The sequence below is a fragment of the Psychroflexus sp. MES1-P1E genome (assembly GCF_002836055.1).
Lineage (GTDB): Bacteria > Bacteroidota > Bacteroidia > Flavobacteriales > Flavobacteriaceae > Psychroflexus.
In genome coordinates, this window is sequence record NZ_PJBS01000307.1 from 50,816 (window position 1) to 68,678 (window position 17,863).

A 17,863-nucleotide genomic window follows, 5' to 3' on the forward strand; every position below is an offset into this window, starting at 1 on the left:
GCAATGATTGAAAAAAAGTCTGAAATTAAAATAAACGTAGAAACCGACGAAAATAGAATTCCAGAAAAACTCACTTGGTCCGCTCAAGATGGAGGGATTGATAATGAAGAAACCAAAGCAGCTTTTTTGAGTATTTGGGATGATAAAACTCAGGAGACATTACGCATAGATTTATGGACCAAGGAAATGCCTATTGATGAAATGAAAAAGTTCTTTCATCAAATTTTAGTGGGCATGAGCGATACATTTTACAGAGCTACAGACGACAAGGAAATGACAGAAACCATGAAAGATTTTTGTTCTTATTTTGCAGAAAAGATGGATATTGAAGACGCTAAATCCAATGATGATAAAAAGTAATAAAGCCGTAATTTTTGTCTATAATGCAAATTCCGGTGCATCGAACGGCTTATTGGATAGTGCTCACAAACTTTTTAGCCCTAAAACTTACAATTGTAATCTTTGTGATTTAACCTATGGGTTGCTTTTAGAGAATAAGAAATGGAAAGCGTTTAGAAAGGAAACTGATATAGAGTTTATCTTTTTACATAAGGATGAATATCAGAAGAATTTCAAATCGAAATTTGAAAGCCTCTACGAACTCCCTGTGATTTTATTTCAGGATAACTATGAATTAAGTCTTTTAATGTCGAGTAAAGAACTTAATGAGATTGAAGAGGTAGAGGTGTTGATAGAAAAAGTGAAATCTAGGTTTTGATTTATTATACCAGGCTTTGATTGATCTCATGGATATAATTCAGAATATCATCTCTTCCAGTTTTATGGGCAGAAGAGGTTGTAAAATAAGGAGGGAGCTCCTCCCAAGTTTCCATTAATTTGGTTTTGTAATCAATGATATTATTTTCTAAAACTTTAGGTTTTAATTTGTCTGTTTTTGTAAATACAATTGATAAAGGAATGGCATTCTTACCTAGCCATTCTAAAAACTCAAGGTCTAAAGGCTGTGGAGCGTGTCGGGAATCTATAAGGACAAAAGTATTTACCAATTGCTGTCTCTTTTCGAAGTAAGCGGTAATGTATTTTTGGAAGGTCTTTTTCTCTTTTTTACTCACTTTGGCGTAACCATAGCCAGGTAAATCCACTAGATGCCAAGAATCGTTAATCAAAAAATGATTAATAAGTCTAGTTTTCCCTGGTTTACCTGAAACTTTTGCCAAGCTATTGCGTTCTGTGAGCATATTTATCAATGAAGATTTACCCACATTACTCCTGCCAATAAAAGCGTATTCCGGTAATTGAGAATTTGGACATTTAGTCACATCCGAATTACTCATTACAAATTCTGAAGTCTTAATTCTCATAATAGACTAAAATTTTCTTTTTTGAAGCCAAGTGTATAAAATGGTATTGAACTCATCTGGATGTTCCATCATAGCTGCATGACCACATTTGTCTATCCAAAATAACTCAGAGTCTGGTAAAAGTTTATTAAAATCTACAGCGACTTCCGGAGGAGTGACTTCATCTTGTTCTCCCCAAATGATACAGGTTGGCGTATGCATGTCTGGTAAATCTTTGGACATATTGTGGCGTATAGCACTCTTCGCTATAGAAAGGGTCCTTATCAATTTATTTCTATCATTCACCACGCTGTATACATCATCGATGATTTCTGGTGTTGCGATTTCAGAATCATAAAAAACATCTTGAACTTTCTTTTTCATGTATTCATAATCACCTCGCTTTGGATAACTTTCACCCATCGCGCTCTCATAAAGACCAGAACTTCCTGTGATCACAAGAGCCTTGACGCTCTCTGGATAGTATTTGGTGGTCAATAAACCAACATGTCCACCTAGAGAATTTCCAACTAGTATGACCTTGCCATAATTCTTAAAATCTATAAAATCTTTAATGTAATTGGCCAGGTTTTTAGTATTGGTTTTTAATAAAGGCATGTCATAAAGTGGAAGTTCAGGAACCACTACTTTATACCCTTTTGTAGGGAAATAATTCATAACTCCGTCGAAGTTACTCAACCCACCCATCAATCCATGTAAAACCACTATTGGAGTCCCTTCACCCTTTTCAAAGTATTTAAATTTCCCTTCCTGCTTTATATGTTCTTCCATAAGGTTTTTAAAATTTCAAAATTCAAATATAAAGATATTTGAATAAGAAAGGGGCACTGATTTTAGGACTTGTACTAGTTTAATCTAATTCTATGAAAATAAGCTCTTTAAAGACGTTTTATCGAAGTTGAATATGCCGTTTTAAGCCCAAATCAAGCGATTTTTTAGAATTATTTGCTTTATCTACAGCAATTTAGCCAAATCATGAATGTCTGAAACCACTAGTGAATAGGTATTTCAACAACTCTTAAAGCCTTCTTTAGGAAAAAGTTATCCACAATGTGGTAGAAAGTGGTAAAATATGGTAAAAATTTCAATACATTTGAAATTGAAACCTAATGTGTTATGAACAACCTCATAGGTACATACGAATGCAAAGTTGACACAAAAGGCCGACTTATGCTACCGTCTTCGCTGAAAAAGCAGATGCTCCCTACTCTCGAAGAGGGCTTTGTTTTGAAACGATCTGTGTTTCAGCCTTGTCTAGAGTTGTATCCAATGAGCCAATGGAATTTGCTCATGGACAAAATGAACGGATTAAATAGATTCATCAAAAAGAACAACGATTTTATAAGAAAATTTTCAGCGGGTGTGAGGGTAATAGAGGTGGATACCAATGGAAGAGTGTTGATTCCAAAAGACCTCATTGGCTTTGCTGGAATTGAGAAAGAGATCGTGGTTTCTTCTGCGATAAATATCGTGGAAATTTGGAATAAGGATAAATATGAATCAGTCATAAGCGATTCTGAAGGATTTTCAGAATTAGCTGAAGATGTAATGGGAAATGATAATGACCAATAGAGCGTACCACTTACCTGTTTTGCTTAAAGAAAGCGTTGATGGCATGTCTATAAAGCCCGAAGGGACTTATGTAGATGTGACCTTTGGAGGTGGTGGTCATTCAGCTGAGATTTTATCTCGACTTGGGGAAAAAGGGCGACTTTTTGCTTTTGATCAAGACCAAGATGCCCAAGAAAATAGTATAGATGATCCGAGGTTTACCTTAATTCCAGCTAATTTCAGATTTATAAAGCGCTTTTTAAGGCTAGAAGGAGTGAATGAAGTTGACGGAATTTTAGGGGATTTTGGGGTCTCTTCACATCAATTTGATAAAGGTGAGCGCGGATTTTCCATTCGGTTTGAAGCTGAATTAGATATGAGAATGGATCAAAACACGGGCTTGGGCGCTTCAGAATTGCTAAACACTTATTCCCAAGAGCAATTAGCTCAACTTATCTGGCAGTATGGCGAAATCAAAATGTCTCGGAAACTTGCTAAAGCCATCGTTGAGAGAAGAATAATTGAGCCTATTAAATCTACAAAGGATTTAAATGATTTATTAACGCCTTTTTTTCCACCGACTAAGGTGAACAAATTTTTAGCACAGGTTTACCAAGCTATCCGTATTGAAGTGAATCAGGAAATGGAGGCTTTAAAAGAATTTTTACTTCAAACTTCAGAATTGATAACCAAAGGAGGGAAGTTAAGCCTTATTTCGTATCACTCTTTAGAAGACCGGTTGGTAAAGCGATTTGTAAGGGATGGGAAGTTTTCTGGTGCCCCCGAAAAAGACTTTTATGGAAATATGCTGGTGCCTTTTAAAAAAGTGGGGAAAATGATAACTCCAGGCGCAGCAGAATTACAGAAAAACAAGAGGTCTAGAAGTGCAAAATTAAGAATTGGAGAAAAATTATAAAGATGAAAACGGGTTTAGCAGATATTCTAAAAGGGAAGTTTTTGGTAAGCGATGGTGCTTTTAACCATTGGGTTTTCATTGTGTTTTGTGCTCTGCTGGCTATCATTATGATTGCGAGTTCACACAGTGCAGAACGAAAAGTGTATCAAGTTGCAGAACTCAATCAGCAACTTAAAGAGTTAAGAAGCGAATTTGTAGACACACGTAAAACGGTGATGCAAAAGAAAATGGAATCCAACGTAGCTAAAAAAATGGAGAAGCGTTCCATAGGATTGTCCGATAAGCGTCCATATAAAATCACCATAAAATGACAACAGATAGAAGCATTTTAAGGCGGTTTTACATTATTGCGGCTTTACTCGCCCTTGTGTTTATGGGGATGGGATACAAATTATTTGATATTCAAATCGTTGAAGGGCAGAAGTATAAGGATATCGCTCAGCAAACCGTGTTTAGAAATTTCAACATCGAACCCAACCGAGGGAATCTCTATGATACCAATATGAACTTGCTGGCTACATCGGTTCCTAAATACGATATTAGATTTGACGCTGTTACTGTTTCTGAAGCCAATTTCCAAAAGTATGCTTCAGCTTTAGCTTCAGAATTATCGAAAATGCTAAAAGGTTCTAAGGACGATTATCTTCGAAAATTTAAAAGAGCACGTGTTATAAAAAACAGATATGTCTTAATTGTCAGGCAACTCGATTATTCAGATTATATCAAGATAAGAGAATTTCCTTTATTTAACCTAGGCCCTTACAAGGGTGGATTTATCGCCGAGCAATCTACAGTTCGTGAAAATCCGTTAGGCAAAATTGGTGAACGAACCGTAGGTTTCGGAAACGTTGGTCTTGAAGGCGCTTTTGATGAATACTTAAAGGGGAAACAAGGTCACCGCTTAAAACAGAAAATCGCTAAAGGACAATGGAAACCAATAAGTGATGTCAACGAGGTTGAGCCAGAAGACGGGTATGATGTTGTTTCTACGATAGATGTAAATATTCAGGATGTTGCGCATCATGCCTTACTAGCACAGTTGGAAAAGTTTGAAGCTGATCATGGAAGTGTCGTGGTGATGGAGACCAAAACAGGAGAGATTAAGGCGATTTCAAATTTAGGTCGAATTAAAAACTCAACTAAGTATTACGAGAAACTCAATTATGCTGTATATGAGCCTCATGAGCCAGGTTCTATTTTTAAGTTGATGAGTATGGCGGTAGCCTTAGAGGATAGAGTGATCGATACCAGTACTGTTTTTGATACTGAAAAAGGGGTAGTTCAGTTTTTTGATCGAAAAGTTTACGATTCAAAACGCGGTGGTTATGGAAAGATCTCAGCTGCAAAAGCTTTTGAGGTTTCTTCTAATACGGCTTTTGCTAAAATGATTTATGCTAATTATAAAGATAATCCAGAGCGATTTGTAAATCGCCTCTACAATATGGGCCTTAATGAAAAGATAGGTTTAAGAATTAAAGGTGAAGGTCAACCCACAATTCCACATCCTGAAGATTCTAATTGGTATGGAACCACCTTGCCTTGGATGTCTTTTGGTTATGGGGTTTCTTTAACATCTTTGCAAATCCTCACGTTTTATAACGCTATCGCCAATGATGGTGTAAAGATAAAACCAAAATTTATAAAAGAAGTCAGAGATAAAAACACACTAGTTGAATCCTATGTAGAGCCTATTTTAGAAGAGAGTATTTGCTCTAAGGAAACTGCAAAAAAACTTCAAGCCATGATGAAAAAAGTTGTGGAAAAGGGAACGGGAAGCACTATTTACAACCCCAACTTTTCTATGGCAGGAAAGACAGGAACCTGTCAAACAGAATATTGGATTGAGTCTGGGCGTTATGTTTCATCCTTTGTGGGTTATTTTCCTGCAGATGCTCCTACCTATTCTTGTGTAGTGGTTATTCATAAACCAAATCCTAAACTCGGCTATTATGGAAGCACTGTAGCTGCCCCTGTTTTTGAAAAGATTGCTCAAAAGATTTTTATTGATACTCCTCTTAAAGATGAGATGCTTAGGGAAGCTATCCCTTCCAATTATGCCTCTTCTACTTATGAAAAATACTTTGAAACCTCTCGAAAATATAAAACTATAATGCCAGATTTAACTGGTTACCCAGCTATGGATGCGGTTTCTATTTTGGAGAATTTAGGGTTGCAAGTCAATTTAATAGGACAAGGAAAAGTTATAAAGCAATCGATAAAAAAAGGAACTAAAATTTCTAATAACCAACGTATAAATCTGATTTCAAGTTGAGAGTTTTAAAAGACATATTATATAAGGTGGCGATAGAATCTGTAACGGGGTCTACAGCTGTAGGTGTCAAAAAAATCCATTTTGATAGCCGATTAATTTCAGTTCAAGATGTATTTGTAGCTATAAAAGGTGAAACTGCAGATGGTCATGCTTTTATAGAAGCGGCAGTCGCTAGAGGTGCTAATGTAGTTGTTTGTGAAGAATTACCTTCTGAAGTTATTCCAGAGGTGTCTTATATACAAGTAAAAGATTGCCGAGAGGCGTTGGCCGTAATGGCCTCCAATTATTATGATAATCCTTCTGCTAATTTGAAGCTTATTGGGGTGACTGGAACAAATGGTAAAACGACTGTGTGTTCTTTGTTATATCAGATGTTTAAGGTTTTAGGCTATAAAGTAGGATTGATTTCAACGGTAGTTATCAAAGTAGATGACAAAGATTATTCAACAAAGCTTACAACTCCAGACTCCTTAACTATCAATTCTTATTTAAAAGAAATGAACGAAGTTGGGGTAGAATTTTGCTTTATGGAAGTGAGTTCTCATGGGATTGCTCAACACAGGACTTTAGGCCTCAATTTTGAAGGAGGGGTTTTTACTAACTTATCTCAAGATCACTTAGATTATCACAAGACGTTTGCAAAATACAGAGATGTTAAGAAGAGATTTTTTGATCAGTTGTCTAAAAAAGGATTTGCTTTGACCAATGTAGATGATAAAAATGGAAATTACATGCTCCAAAATACAAAAGCAAAAACCTTTGGTTATGGAGTTAAAAACCTAACAGATTACAAAGTAAAGATTTTAGAAAAAAGCTTTTCTGGGTTAAAGTTGAATATCAACGGCACAGAAGTTTGGTCAAGGTTTATTGGAGATTTTAATGCTTATAATTTGTTGGCTGTTTATGCAGTCGCAGACTTACTTGAAGTTAAAGATATCGAGAATCTTCAGAACTTAAGTCAGTTGAAACCCGTGGAGGGGAGATACCAACATCATTTGTCTTCATCGGGTATACATGTGATTGTGGATTACGCTCACACGCCCGATGCTTTGCAAAATGTACTTCAGACTACCAATGATATACGATCAAGAAGTGAAGAGCTAATTACTGTAATGGGTTGTGGTGGAGATCGCGATACCTCTAAGCGTCCTCTTATGGGCAAAATTGCAGGGAATTTGAGTACAAAAGTGATTTTGACTAGCGACAATCCACGTACAGAAGATCCAGACTCTATCATAAAAGATATTGAGAAAGGAGTAGAGCCTCAAGATGTTTCCAAGACGTTGAGTATAACCTCTAGACAACAGGCCATAAAGACAGCTTGTATTCTGGCACAACAAAGGGACATTATTTTAATCGCAGGAAAAGGTCATGAAACCTATCAAGAAATTAATGGGGTACGATCAGATTTTGATGATTTAAAAATTGTAAAAGAGCTATTAGATCAACTTAACAAATAAGATATGCTTTATTATTTATTTGAATTCTTAGAAAACAATTATGATTTGCCTGGCGCCCGCTTGTTTCAATATATCTCCTTTAGAGCTGCATTTGCGATCATTCTGTCACTTTTAATTTCTATGATTTTCGGTAAGCGTATCATCCTTTTTCTCCAGAGAAAGCAAATAGGAGAGAGCGTTAGAGAGCTTGGCCTGAAGGGTCAAAAGGAAAAGGCTGGTACACCTACAATGGGTGGACTTATCATAATTATGTCTACTCTTATTCCCGTATTATTATTGGCTCAGTTGAATAATATTTATGTCATCCTACTTATTGTTACCACCGTCTGGATGGGAGTTATTGGGTTTTTGGATGATTATATTAAAATCTCTAAAAAAAATAAAGAAGGTTTAGAAGGGAAATTTAAAATTGTTGGGCAGATCGGTTTAGGGATATTCGTTGGGGCAGTGATGTATTTTCATCCTGATGTTACAGTTCGATCAGATAATAAAGTAACGACGACAAATAATGTTCAAATGATTTCTGAGACTTCGCCAGAAGAGAAATCTACAACAACGACTATTCCTTTTTTCAAGAATAACGAGTTGGACTATACTAGAGCAATCTCTTGGATAAGTGAAGGCGCCAAAAGCTATGCATGGCTTATTTTCATTCCTGTTGTCATTTTTATTGTGACTGCTGTTTCCAACGGTGCTAATTTGACGGATGGAATTGATGGACTTGCAGCAGGGACTTCTGCGATCATAGTCCTTACCCTAGGTATTTTTGCTTGGGTCTCTGGAAATGTTTTTTTCTCTGATTATTTGAATGTCATGAACATTCCTAGATCAGGAGAGATGACTGTTTTTATTGCCGCTTTTGCTGGAGCTTTAGTAGGTTTTCTATGGTACAATACTTATCCCGCTCAAGTATTTATGGGTGACACAGGGAGTTTAACCATTGGAGGGATTATAGCTGTAATAGCTATTGCAACCCGTAAAGAATTACTCATTCCCATCCTGTGTGGAATTTTCTTTATTGAAAATTTATCTGTCATTCTCCAAGTGGGTTGGTTCAAATACACAAAGAAAAGAACTGGACAAGGCCGACGCATATTTTTAATGTCACCATTGCACCATCATTACCAAAAGCTAGGATTCCACGAGTCAAAAATTGCTGTTAGATTTTGGATTATTGGGATTTTACTTGCTGTAATGACTATTGTAACCCTAAAAATTCGATAAATGGATAAGCTGATTGTTATAGGGGGAGGAGAAAGTGGAGTAGGCGCAGCCATTCTGGGAAAAGATAAATCCTATGATGTGTTTTTGTCTGATTTTTCAAAGCTAAAGCCAAAATTTAGAGCCAAACTCCAAAAAGAGGACATCGACTTTGAAGAAGGGGGGCATACTGTTTCTAGATTACAAGAGGCAGATCTTATTGTAAAAAGCCCCGGTATTTCAGATGATCTTGAGGTGATCAAAAATCTTCGTGAAAGCGGAATAAAGATAGTCTCAGAAATTGAATTTGCATCTTGGTTTACAGGGGCTAATATTATTGGGATTACAGGCTCCAATGGGAAAACCACAGTGACCAATATGGTGTATCATATATTAAAGAATGCAGGTTTATCTGTGTCCATGGCTGGGAATGTAGGGTTTAGTTTTGCTGAACAGGTAGCTAGGCAAAGTTTTCATAATTATGTTTTAGAGTTGAGTAGTTTTCAGTTGGACGGTGTAGAAGATTTTAGACCTCACATTGCTATTTTAACCAGTATTACACCAGATCATTTAGATCGTTATCATGACAATTTCCAAGAATATATTCAGGCAAAATTCAAAATCACAAAAAATCAAACTAAAGATGATTTCCTTATTTACAATAAAGATGATAAGGTGATTGTGAATTGGCTAGAAAAAAATACAGTAAAAGCGCAGTTAATCCCTTTTACCAAGACTAGGATAATTGCTGACCTCTCGGCTTTTATAGAGGATAATAAAATAAATATAAAACTTAACCGTAACTTATTTACTATGTCTGTTAATGATTTATCTGTAAAAGGGGACCACAATACTAGAAATGCAATGGCGGCATCAACGGCAGCAAGATTATTAAAAATAAGAAAGCAGACTATCCGAGAAAGTATGGAAAGCTTTCAGGGTGTCGAACACAGGTTGGAGCAATTAGGAAAAATAAATAAGGTAGCCTTTATTAATGATTCTAAAGCGACCAATATTAATGCTACTTTTTATGCTTTGGATAGTATGACAGCACCTACAGTTTGGATTGTTGGAGGAGTAGATAAGGGTAATGTCTATGAAGAATTACTACCTCTAGTCAATGAAAAAGTAAAAGCTATTGTATGCTTAGGAATAGACAATCAGAAAATATACAATTCCTTTAGCAATTGTGTAGATACAATCATAGAATCTTCAAACATGTCTGATGCTGTTGCAAAAGCTTATGAATTGACAGAGGATAATGATGCAGTGCTTTTATCTCCTGCCTGTGCTAGTTTTGATCTATTTGAAAATTACGAAGACAGAGGAAGACAGTTTAAAGAAGCGATTCAATACCTAAAAAAATAAACAAAATGTCTACAAGCCAAGGACTAACAGGTTTTTTGAAAAGTATTAAAGGCGATAGGATGTTATGGTCCGTGGCTGCGCTTTTAGCTATATTCTCCTTCATTCCTGTGTACAGTGCTTCTAGTAACTTAGCCTATCTCAACGGAGCGAGTGGAAGTACCTTTGCTTATTTGGTCAAACATTTTATCCATTTGGTATTAGGATTTTCAATCCTGTATGCCACCCATAAAATACCTTATCACTATTTCAGAGGCTTGTCTATTATTCTTTTACCTATTGTTATTATATTATTAATTGTGACCCTTCTACAAGGAACAACGATGCAGGGAGCTAATGCAAGTCGTTGGATACAAGTCCCTATTGTTAACTTCTCCTTCCAGACTTCAACTTTAGCTTCAGTGGTTTTACTGATTTATGTCGCGAGGTATTTGTCAAAAATTAAAGATACCGAATACACCTTTAAAGAAACGATCCTCCCGCTGTGGGTTCCCGTATTTTTAGTGGTAGGACTTATTTTACCTGCAAATTTATCAACAGCCGCTATTATTTTTTTTATAGTTTTAATCCTCACTTTTGTAGGAGGTTATACCATGAAATATACAGGGGCTATTGTTGGTATTGGGATGCTTAGTTTGGTTTTATTTGGACTTACCGCCAAAGCTTTTCCAGATTTATTTCCAAATAGAGTAGATACATGGATAAGTCGAATTGAAACATTTACCCAAGACGAACAAACCAAAGAACAATATCAAGTCGAGAAGGCCAAAATAGCCATTGCGACTGGAGGGATTACTGGAAATGGTATTGGTAAAAGTGTGCAGCGTAATTTTTTACCACAATCCTCTTCAGATTTTATTTATGCCATTATAGTAGAAGAAATGGGAATGGTAGGTGGAATAGGAGTCATCTTAGCTTACTTATTTATGCTATATAGAATAGCTATTATTGTTACAAAATCAGAAACAGCCTACGGCAGGTTATTGGTGATTGCTGCGGGTATTCCTATTATTTTTCAGGCTTTTGTAAACATAGCCGTAGCGGTTGAGTTTTTACCAGTTACAGGTCAAACCTTACCACTGGTGGGGAGTGGAGGAACATCCATTTGGATGACGTGCTTATCTCTAGGGATTGTCATTAGCGTAAGTGCTAATAACGAAGTTAGATCAATAGCTGAAGCCAAAGAGAAGGAGAGAGAAGATAATCAAGCGATAGAAAACCCGTTAGAAGTCTTAAGCGAAACGATATGAGTGCGAAGCGATACATGATTTCAGGAGGAGGAACGGGTGGACATATCTATCCGGCTATCGCTATTGCAGAAGAATTAAAATTTAGATTTTCAGATGCCGAGTTTTTATTTGTTGGAGCTAAAGGAAAAATGGAAATGGCTAAAGTTCCTGAAGCAGGTTTCAAAATTGAGGGACTTTGGATATCGGGGATTCAGCGGAAACTAAGTCTTGGTAACCTTTTGTTTCCTTTAAAGCTGATTAATTCCATGTTGAAATCTAGAGCTTTGATCAAAGCGTTTAAGCCTAATGTCGTGATAGGAACTGGAGGATTTGCTAGTGGACCACTACTAAAAACGGCTTCACTATTAAAAATTCCAACCCTTATTCAAGAGCAAAATGCGTATGCTGGAGTAACCAATAAATGGTTAGCTGGCCAAGCTGATTCTATTTGTGTGGCTTACGAAAGGATGGATCGTTTTTTCCCAAAACAAAAACTTATTTTTTCAGGAAATCCAGTTCGAAAGGATTTGCTGGATATCACAAACAAGAGGGACTTGGGACTACAGCACTTTCAACTTGATCCCTCAAAAAAAACACTTCTAGTGATAGGAGGGAGTTTAGGTTCTCAAAGAATCAATGAGTTTATATCGAGTCGGTTGGAGTTATTTAAAGCGGAAGATCTTCAAGTGATCTGGCAATGTGGTAAGATCTATTTTGATCGCTACACCTCTCTAAATTCCAACACTGTAAAGGTTGAAAAATTTATCTCTAAAATGGACTTGGCCTACGCTTCTGCAGATGTCATTATTTCAAGAGCTGGTGCAGGTGCCGTGAGTGAATTGAGTTTAGCAGGAAAGCCTGTGATCTTTATTCCTTCGCCAAATGTAGCTGAAGACCATCAAACTAAAAATGCGAAATCTATAGAAGATAAAGAGGCGGCGATAATGCTAAAAGAAAGTGATTTGGAAAAGCATTTTGAATCTGTATTTAAAGATTTAATCTCTAGTGAACAGCTTCAAGTTAAGCTATCTCAAAATATTTTGAAATTAGCAAAACCCAATGCGACAAAGACCATTGTAGACCAAATTGAACGCATAGAAAATAAAAGTAAATGAAGCCAATACAACACTATACACACATTTTTTTTATCGGTATCGGAGGTATCGGGATGAGTGCATTGGCTAGATATTTCAACCAAAAAGAATTGCAGGTATTAGGTTACGATAAGACCAAAACCGAACTCACTCAAACTCTTAAAGAAGAAGGTATTGAGGTATATTATCAGCAAGATATCAAAGAGAACGTATTGAAAACCCTTCCTCAGGAGTCAACTTTAGTGGTGTTTACACCTGCCATTTCTTCAAATTCCACTCTGTTTAATTATTTCAAAGTTTATGGTTTTGACATGTATAAGCGAGCTTTTATTCTAGGTGAAATCACCAAAAATTTACCAACTCTTGCCGTTGCTGGAACTCATGGTAAAACAACAACTTCAGCGATATTAGCTCATATTTTAAAAGCTAACCAGATCAAGCTAACCGCATTTTGTGGAGGCATTCTCAAAAATTATAAGACCAATTACATAGGAGATGGAGAAGAGGTAGTCGTTATAGAAGCAGATGAATTTGACAGGTCTTTCCTTCAATTACATCCCTCTGCGGCTGTGATCACTTCTTTGGATGCAGATCATTTAGATATTTATGGAACAAGTGAAAGTTTGACTTTAGCATTTCAAGAATTTTCAAATTTGGTCCCTAAAGGTCATCTTTATGCGAATGCGACTTTAGATATGCAGGCCCAATCTATAGCTGTAAATGATTCTGCCGACTATAGCATCCAACATATCAACATAGAAAACGGTAGCTATAGGTTTAATTTTGAGTCTAAGGATGTCACCCTTAAGGATATTCAATTTTCACTTCCAGGTCATCATAACCTCTTCAATGCAGCAGCAGCTTTGTGCTTAGCTATCGATTTCAAACCTAGCTATGCAGGTCGCTTTGCCAAAGCCTTGGCTAGTTTTGAAGGCGTACAAAGGCGTTTTAATTATTTATATAAATCAGATCTTTTAATAGTGATCGATGATTATGCTCATCATCCTAAAGAAATTGACGCTGTGCATCAAGCTATTTCAGAAATGCATCCTGAAAAGAAATCTGTGGTCATTTTTCAGCCTCATCTTTTTTCCAGAACTAAAGATTTTGCAGATGAGTTTGCGAAAAGCTTAGCTCAATTTGATGAGGTAAATCTTTTAGATATTTATCCAGCAAGAGAAGAACCTATTGAAGGTATTACTTCTAAATATTTATTGGAGTTGATCGATCATTCTAAAAAGCAACTTATTTTAAAAAATGATATACAGAATAGAATTAAAAATGCTAGCGAAGAAGTTATAGTTTTGCTAGGAGCTGGAGACATAGGAGTAGAAGCATCAAAAATCTCAAAACTATTAAAATGAAAATATTCAACTTGCATAGTATGAGATTGATTTTGATAGTAGGGGTCCTCTTCTTTTTGGTTGGTTTTGCCAATCATCGTCAAAAATCAAAACCGGTAAAATCACTACAGGTAGAATTTATGGATGCTTCCAAACTGTTTATTACTGAAGTAGAAATAGAGCAGATCTTAAAGGATATGATAACTGCCAATGGAGATTCGTTGATGGATGAAAAAAGACTTGCGATTTTTGAAAGCGCCTTGGATGCTAATGAAATGATTAAATCATCTGAAGCTTACTACAGTTTGGATGGGAAACTTTCTGCGAAGATCTTTCAGAGAGAACCTATTGCGAGGATTAAAGACAAAGATTTTTATTATTTGGACTCAGAAGGACACGCTATGCCTTTGTCTAAAAACTATTCCTCTAGAGTCCCTATGGTCTATGGTATTCAGCCAAAAGATTTAAAAGAAATTTATCCACTTTTAATGAAAATTCAGGGGGATGATTTTTTTAAAAAACATATTATTGCAATCCGAAAAAAATCTAAAAATCACTACGTATTAAACGTTAGAGACAGAGAATTTCTTGTCAATTTTGGTCAGATTTCTTACCTTGATAAAAAGTTGACAAACTATAAAGTTTTTTATTTAAAAGCTTTGGAGTACAATAAATTAGACGACTATAAACGCATAGATTTGCAATTTGGTAACCAAGTGGTATGCACAATAAAGTAATAATCTACACAGATGGAAGAAGATAACATTGCAGTAGGCTTAGACATTGGAACTACAAAGATTGTAGCAATGATTGGTCGCAAAAACGAATATGGTAAAGTAGAGATTCTAGGCATTGGGAGAACCAAAAGTTTGGGGGTGCATCGCGGAGTTGTCAATAATATTACTCAAACTATACAGTCCATCCAGCAGGCGATTCAACAAGCTGAAGCCAATTCTGGAATTGAAGTCCAAGGGGTCACTGTGGGTATCGCTGGGCAGCATATTAGAAGTTTACAGCATAGCGATTACATCACTAGAAATGATGTAGAAGAAGTGATAGAAGATGAAGATATCGACAATTTGTGTAGTCAAGTCCACAAACTTGTGATGCTTCCTGGAGAAGAGATTATTCACGTGTTACCCCAGGAATATAAAGTTGATGGGCAGTCTGAAATTATGGAGCCCCGTGGAATGTCCGGAGGCCGTCTAGAAGCTAACTTTCACGTGGTAGTTGGTCAAATTTCATCAATAAGGAATATTGGTCGTTGTGTAAAAAATTCAGGTTTGGAGCTCAACGGTATGACTTTGGAGCCATTGGCATCGGCCAATTCAGTCTTAAGTCAAGAAGAAAAAGAAGCTGGTGTAGCTCTTATAGATATAGGAGGAGGAACAACAGATCTAGCCATTTTTAAAGATGGTATTATAAGGCATACTGCTGTTATTCCTCTTGGAGGTAATGCCATTACAGAAGATATCAAAGAAGGCTGTTCTATTATTGAAAAACAAGCTGAACTGCTAAAAGTGAAATTTGGATCTGCTTGGCCTGGTGAAAATAAAGAAAATGAAATTGTTTCGATTCCTGGATTGAGAGGAAGAGATCCTAAAGAAATATCGTTGAAGAATTTGTCTAAAGTAATTCACTACAGAGCTGTAGAAATTATCGACCAAGTTTATCTTGAAATAAAGAATTACGGTCACGAGGAACAAAAGAAAAAGTTAATCGCAGGGATAGTAATCACAGGTGGAGGCGCTCAATTGAAACACCTAAAGCAGTTAGTAGAATATGTCACAGGGATGGATACTAGGGTAGGTTTTCCTAACGAATATTTGGCTGGTGAAACGGAGAAAGAAATTGCGAGTCCACTTTATGCTACAGCAGTAGGTCTAGTCATGGATGGGCTAGAACGTAAGGTGTTTGAAAAAGAAGAGCGAGAATTGGCTGAAGAAGAACACCTAGGAGCCAATGCAGAACAACCTGAAGAGACGGCTGCGGATGATAATGCAGAGGCTAAAGAGGAGTCTCATGAAGAGCCATCCATTCCAGAACAACCTAAGCAACCAGCACGACCAAGTAGAAATGTTGTTGAGAAATGGTTTGATAAATTAAAAGAATTTTTAGACAACGCAGAGTAGTATACCAACCAAAATAAATTAATTATGAGTAAACCAGAATTCGAAAATATTTCATTCGATCTCCCCAAGAACCAGTCCAATGTGATCAAAGTGATTGGAGTAGGTGGTGGTGGCTCAAATGCCATCAACCATATGTTTAGTCAAGGTATTAAAGGCGTCGATTTTGTCGTTTGTAATACAGATTCTCAGGCTTTAGAGAATAGCCCCGTTCCAACAAAAATACAGTTGGGTGTCAACTTAACAGAGGGACTTGGGGCAGGAGCAAACCCAGATATTGGTAAACAGGCTGCTGAAGAAAGCAGGGAAGATCTAAAAGGCTTATTGAGCTCAAATACCAAAATGGTATTTATCACGGCAGGAATGGGTGGTGGAACAGGCACTGGTGCTGCTCCAGTTATTGCTAGACTTGCAAAAGAAATGGATATTCTTACGGTTGGTATCGTTACTATTCCTTTTCAGTTTGAAGGTCGCACTCGAAATGAGCAGGCTCAACTTGGCGTTGAAGAATTAAGGAGCAATGTAGACTCTTTAATCGTTATTAATAATAATAAATTAAGAGAAGTCTACGGAAATCTAGGCTTTAAATCTGGGTTTTCTAAAGCAGACGAAGTTTTAGCCACAGCATCTCGAGGAATAGCGGAAGTTATTACACATCACTATACGCAGAATATTGACTTGCGTGATGCTAAAACAGTTCTTAGTAACAGCGGAACAGCCATTATGGGATCTGCTGAAGCTTCTGGAGCAAATAGATCACAAACTGCAATAGAGAAAGCACTAGACTCCCCTTTATTAAACGATAACAAAATTAAAGGAGCGAAAAATGTCTTATTACTTATCGTTTCTGGAACAGATGAAATTACCTTGGATGAGATTGGAGAAATTAATGATCATATACAAGCGGAGGCTGGGAATAGTGCCAACATCATCATGGGAGTAGGTGACGATCCAAGTTTAGAAGACTCCATCTCAGTCACTGTCATTGCCACTGGGTTCGACACTGAGCAACAAGATGAAATTGTCAATACAGAAACCAAAAAAATCATTCATACGCTAGAAGACGATCAGCGAATAGAGCAAAATTTATCTACTGGGAGGTTTAAAAAGAAACCACTAGACGCCCCCCAATCTAGACCAACAGCAAATAGAAGCGAATCGAACATCAAAAAGTCCAGAGTAGTTCATGAATTGAATTTTGACAATAATAAGGAGGAAGTCGATGACAACAAAAACAAAGTAGATGTAAACAACTTAGACGTAGACTTTGAAATTGTTAATGCAAACGAAGAAGATTTGGAAATTTTGGAAGAGCCTAATTCTGAAGATGACAATGCTTCAGAAGGAATGCTAAATTTTGACTTTTCTAATCATGAAGACGAAAGTCCTTCAGGCAGATCAGCTAAATCATCACGGGATATTGAAGTGAACGAAGCTGAAGAAGTTAAGTCCTATCATGAAAAAACAAATCGCAATATTAAGAAGTATGATCTTAGTGAATTCATGAAAGAGGAGGAGGATTACAAACCGTCTTCAAAACCTCAGAAAGGGAATGAGGTTAAAAATGCAAACGAGTCTGATGAGATTAATTTTTCAAAGCGAACTGTAAGCCCATCAAGATCGTTTGAACCCAAGGGCGATAGCGATGAGGTGGATCCAATGAATACGCCTTTGTCTGAACTTGCTTCAAGAGCTGCAGAACGCAAAGCTAAAATGAAGCAGTTTAATTATAAATTTAGGAACACCAACAATATCGATGAGATAGAAAAGCAGCCAGCCTACAAACGTGCAGGTATCGAACTAAATCATAATCAATCTCAAGGAAAAGGTTTGTCAAGAACAAGTGTTGAAGGTGATAAAGACAATTTGAACTTTAGATCCAACAATTCTTTTCTTCATGATAACGTAGACTAAAAGTAAAAATATCTTAGTATTAAAAAGGGCTAACATATATGTTAGCCCTTTTTTTGCTTAAAAATTAA

General features: G+C 36.6%; 17 protein-coding genes. 15 read left to right on the forward strand and 2 right to left on the reverse strand.

From position 1 onward, the window contains the following. Positions 1-3 precede the first annotated feature (3 nt). Positions 4-360 carry a gliding motility protein GldC gene (gldC, locus tag CXF67_RS10570; protein WP_102088711.1) on the forward strand — a complete coding sequence of 119 codons (357 nt, stop codon included), beginning with the start codon at positions 4-6 and terminating at the stop codon, positions 358-360. Next, a complete protein-coding gene (locus CXF67_RS10575; RefSeq protein WP_308302193.1) occupies positions 344-718 on the forward strand; it encodes a GTPase in 375 nt (124 codons plus the stop codon). The genes gldC and CXF67_RS10575 overlap by 17 nt, the downstream gene beginning before the upstream one ends. Positions 719-722: 4 nt before the next feature. Here CXF67_RS10575 and yihA read toward each other — a convergent pair whose 3' ends face one another. Together yihA and CXF67_RS10585 are read right to left on the reverse strand one after the other, a co-directional pair. Beyond that, positions 723-1,322: a ribosome biogenesis GTP-binding protein YihA/YsxC gene (gene yihA, locus CXF67_RS10580; protein ID WP_102088712.1), complete on the reverse strand. Its 600-nt coding sequence runs from the start codon at positions 1,320-1,322 to the stop codon at positions 723-725. Positions 1,323-1,328: 6 nt separating this feature from the next. After that, positions 1,329-2,093, reverse strand: a complete 765-nt coding sequence (locus CXF67_RS10585; protein WP_102088713.1) for an alpha/beta fold hydrolase — start codon at positions 2,091-2,093, stop codon at positions 1,329-1,331. Positions 2,094-2,438: 345 nt separating this feature from the next. Between CXF67_RS10585 and mraZ the strand changes: the two genes are divergently transcribed. Genes mraZ through ftsZ form a run of 13 tightly spaced genes read left to right on the forward strand, consistent with a single transcriptional unit; the run spans position 2,439 to position 17,795 of the window. After that, the gene (gene mraZ, locus CXF67_RS10590) at positions 2,439-2,894 is read left to right on the forward strand and encodes a division/cell wall cluster transcriptional repressor MraZ (protein ID WP_102088714.1); all 456 of its coding nucleotides are present in this window, start codon (positions 2,439-2,441) and stop codon (positions 2,892-2,894) included. Continuing rightward, a complete protein-coding gene (gene rsmH / locus CXF67_RS10595) occupies positions 2,884-3,789 on the forward strand; it encodes a 16S rRNA (cytosine(1402)-N(4))-methyltransferase RsmH (RefSeq protein ID WP_102088735.1) in 906 nt (301 codons plus the stop codon). The genes mraZ and rsmH overlap by 11 nt, the downstream gene beginning before the upstream one ends. Positions 3,790-3,791: 2 nt before the next feature. Next, the gene (locus tag CXF67_RS10600) at positions 3,792-4,100 is read left to right on the forward strand and encodes an FtsL-like putative cell division protein (protein ID WP_015025368.1); all 309 of its coding nucleotides are present in this window, start codon (positions 3,792-3,794) and stop codon (positions 4,098-4,100) included. Continuing rightward, entirely contained in the window at positions 4,097-6,061 is a 1,965-nt protein-coding gene (locus CXF67_RS10605; protein WP_102088715.1) for a penicillin-binding protein, read from the forward strand. Before CXF67_RS10600 ends, CXF67_RS10605 begins: the two co-directional genes overlap by 4 nt. Next, positions 6,058-7,521 (forward strand): UDP-N-acetylmuramoyl-L-alanyl-D-glutamate--2,6-diaminopimelate ligase, encoded by a 1,464-nt coding sequence (locus CXF67_RS10610; RefSeq protein WP_102088716.1) that lies wholly within the window; start codon positions 6,058-6,060, stop codon positions 7,519-7,521. The genes CXF67_RS10605 and CXF67_RS10610 overlap by 4 nt, the downstream gene beginning before the upstream one ends. A 3-nt stretch (positions 7,522-7,524) precedes the next feature. Further along, on the forward strand, positions 7,525-8,745 hold the full coding sequence (gene mraY, locus CXF67_RS10615) for a phospho-N-acetylmuramoyl-pentapeptide-transferase (protein ID WP_102088717.1): 1,221 nt from the start codon (positions 7,525-7,527) through the stop codon (positions 8,743-8,745). After that, entirely contained in the window at positions 8,746-10,089 is a 1,344-nt protein-coding gene (gene murD / locus CXF67_RS10620; protein ID WP_102088718.1) for a UDP-N-acetylmuramoyl-L-alanine--D-glutamate ligase, read from the forward strand. A 5-nt stretch (positions 10,090-10,094) separates the two neighbouring features. Next, the gene (locus tag CXF67_RS10625; protein WP_102088719.1) at positions 10,095-11,336 is read left to right on the forward strand and encodes an FtsW/RodA/SpoVE family cell cycle protein; all 1,242 of its coding nucleotides are present in this window, start codon (positions 10,095-10,097) and stop codon (positions 11,334-11,336) included. Next, entirely contained in the window at positions 11,333-12,430 is a 1,098-nt protein-coding gene (murG, locus tag CXF67_RS10630) for an undecaprenyldiphospho-muramoylpentapeptide beta-N-acetylglucosaminyltransferase (protein WP_102088720.1), read from the forward strand. Before CXF67_RS10625 ends, murG begins: the two co-directional genes overlap by 4 nt. Continuing rightward, positions 12,427-13,773 (forward strand): UDP-N-acetylmuramate--L-alanine ligase, encoded by a 1,347-nt coding sequence (gene murC / locus CXF67_RS10635; protein WP_102088721.1) that lies wholly within the window; start codon positions 12,427-12,429, stop codon positions 13,771-13,773. The genes murG and murC overlap by 4 nt, the downstream gene beginning before the upstream one ends. Next, positions 13,770-14,489 (forward strand): cell division protein FtsQ/DivIB, encoded by a 720-nt coding sequence (locus CXF67_RS10640; protein WP_102088722.1) that lies wholly within the window; start codon positions 13,770-13,772, stop codon positions 14,487-14,489. The genes murC and CXF67_RS10640 overlap by 4 nt, the downstream gene beginning before the upstream one ends. A 12-nt stretch (positions 14,490-14,501) precedes the next feature. Beyond that, a complete protein-coding gene (ftsA, locus tag CXF67_RS10645; protein WP_102088723.1) occupies positions 14,502-15,884 on the forward strand; it encodes a cell division protein FtsA in 1,383 nt (460 codons plus the stop codon). 24 nt (positions 15,885-15,908) lie between these two features. Further along, positions 15,909-17,795, forward strand: coding sequence for a cell division protein FtsZ (gene ftsZ, locus CXF67_RS10650; protein WP_102088724.1), 1,887 nt, complete (start codon positions 15,909-15,911; stop codon positions 17,793-17,795). The last annotated feature ends 68 nt before the right edge of the window (positions 17,796-17,863 follow it).

Excerpts from the sequence above, each read along its gene's own strand:
- gldC (WP_102088711.1), top strand. The coding sequence starts at position 4 with ATGATTGAAAAAAAGTCTGAAATTAAAATAAACGTAGAAACCGACGAA.
- CXF67_RS10575 (WP_308302193.1), top strand. The coding sequence starts at position 344 with ATGATGATAAAAAGTAATAAAGCCGTAATTTTTGTCTATAATGCAAAT.
- yihA (WP_102088712.1), bottom strand. The coding sequence starts at position 1,322 with ATGAGAATTAAGACTTCAGAATTTGTAATGAGTAATTCGGATGTGACT.
- CXF67_RS10585 (WP_102088713.1), bottom strand. The coding sequence starts at position 2,093 with ATGGAAGAACATATAAAGCAGGAAGGGAAATTTAAATACTTTGAAAAG.
- mraZ (WP_102088714.1), top strand. The coding sequence starts at position 2,439 with ATGAACAACCTCATAGGTACATACGAATGCAAAGTTGACACAAAAGGC.
- rsmH (WP_102088735.1), top strand. The coding sequence starts at position 2,884 with ATGACCAATAGAGCGTACCACTTACCTGTTTTGCTTAAAGAAAGCGTT.
- CXF67_RS10600 (WP_015025368.1), top strand. The coding sequence starts at position 3,792 with ATGAAAACGGGTTTAGCAGATATTCTAAAAGGGAAGTTTTTGGTAAGC.
- CXF67_RS10605 (WP_102088715.1), top strand. The coding sequence starts at position 4,097 with ATGACAACAGATAGAAGCATTTTAAGGCGGTTTTACATTATTGCGGCT.
- mraY (WP_102088717.1), top strand. The coding sequence starts at position 7,525 with ATGCTTTATTATTTATTTGAATTCTTAGAAAACAATTATGATTTGCCT.
- murD (WP_102088718.1), top strand. The coding sequence starts at position 8,746 with ATGGATAAGCTGATTGTTATAGGGGGAGGAGAAAGTGGAGTAGGCGCA.
- CXF67_RS10625 (WP_102088719.1), top strand. The coding sequence starts at position 10,095 with ATGTCTACAAGCCAAGGACTAACAGGTTTTTTGAAAAGTATTAAAGGC.
- murG (WP_102088720.1), top strand. The coding sequence starts at position 11,333 with ATGAGTGCGAAGCGATACATGATTTCAGGAGGAGGAACGGGTGGACAT.
- murC (WP_102088721.1), top strand. The coding sequence starts at position 12,427 with ATGAAGCCAATACAACACTATACACACATTTTTTTTATCGGTATCGGA.
- CXF67_RS10640 (WP_102088722.1), top strand. The coding sequence starts at position 13,770 with ATGAAAATATTCAACTTGCATAGTATGAGATTGATTTTGATAGTAGGG.
- ftsA (WP_102088723.1), top strand. The coding sequence starts at position 14,502 with ATGGAAGAAGATAACATTGCAGTAGGCTTAGACATTGGAACTACAAAG.
- ftsZ (WP_102088724.1), top strand. The coding sequence starts at position 15,909 with ATGAGTAAACCAGAATTCGAAAATATTTCATTCGATCTCCCCAAGAAC.